Below are 504 nucleotides of genomic sequence, written 5' to 3'. Positions count from 1 at the left end.
AGGTCCATCTGGTGCAGCTGGTATTGCCAGGGCACGTCGGTGCGCACGCCGCCGCAGATCACCAGCATCGGCACGCCATCCAAGTAAGCCTCGCCAATGCCGCTGGCCGCGTGCGTCAGGCCCGCGGCGGGCACCACCACCAGCGTGCCCACGGTGTCCGACAGACGCGAGAGCGCATCGGCCATGAAGGCACCGCCGCCCTCGTGGCTGACCAGCACCGGCGTGATGCGGTGCGAGTTGTTCAGCTCGTCGTACAGCTCGGTGTTCTGCACGCCGGGAATGCCGAAGGTGTAGCGGATGCCCAGTTGTTCGAGCGCGTAGCGCGCCAGCCATGCCCCGGTTTTCTTCATTTTCTTGTCTCCTGTGGTGGGGGAACTTGCAAAAAACCGCTCCAGCGGCGTTGTTCCTCCTTGCCGTACGGGTTGTACTGTCTGCGTCGGAACGCCTTGCTGGAGCGATTTTGTGCAAGTCCTGGGGGTGATTCAATGGGTCAGCAGCGTGCGC

At 63.9% G+C, this 504-nt stretch carries 1 protein-coding gene; it reads right to left on the bottom strand.

Annotated elements, in window-relative coordinates:
* Positions 1 to 350 (bottom strand): thiamine pyrophosphate-binding protein (locus QZH66_RS18360; RefSeq protein WP_305807225.1); only part of this gene is annotated, 350 nt, incomplete at its 3' end.
* Positions 351 to 504 lie beyond the last annotated feature (154 nt).

Origin of the sequence: Stenotrophomonas sp. YIM B06876 (assembly GCF_030711595.1) — a bacterium.
Taxonomy (GTDB): Bacteria; Pseudomonadota; Gammaproteobacteria; order Xanthomonadales; family Xanthomonadaceae; genus Stenotrophomonas.
The sequence above is the reverse complement of the archived record's forward strand: the minus strand, read 5'-3'. Positions and strand labels throughout refer to the sequence as shown.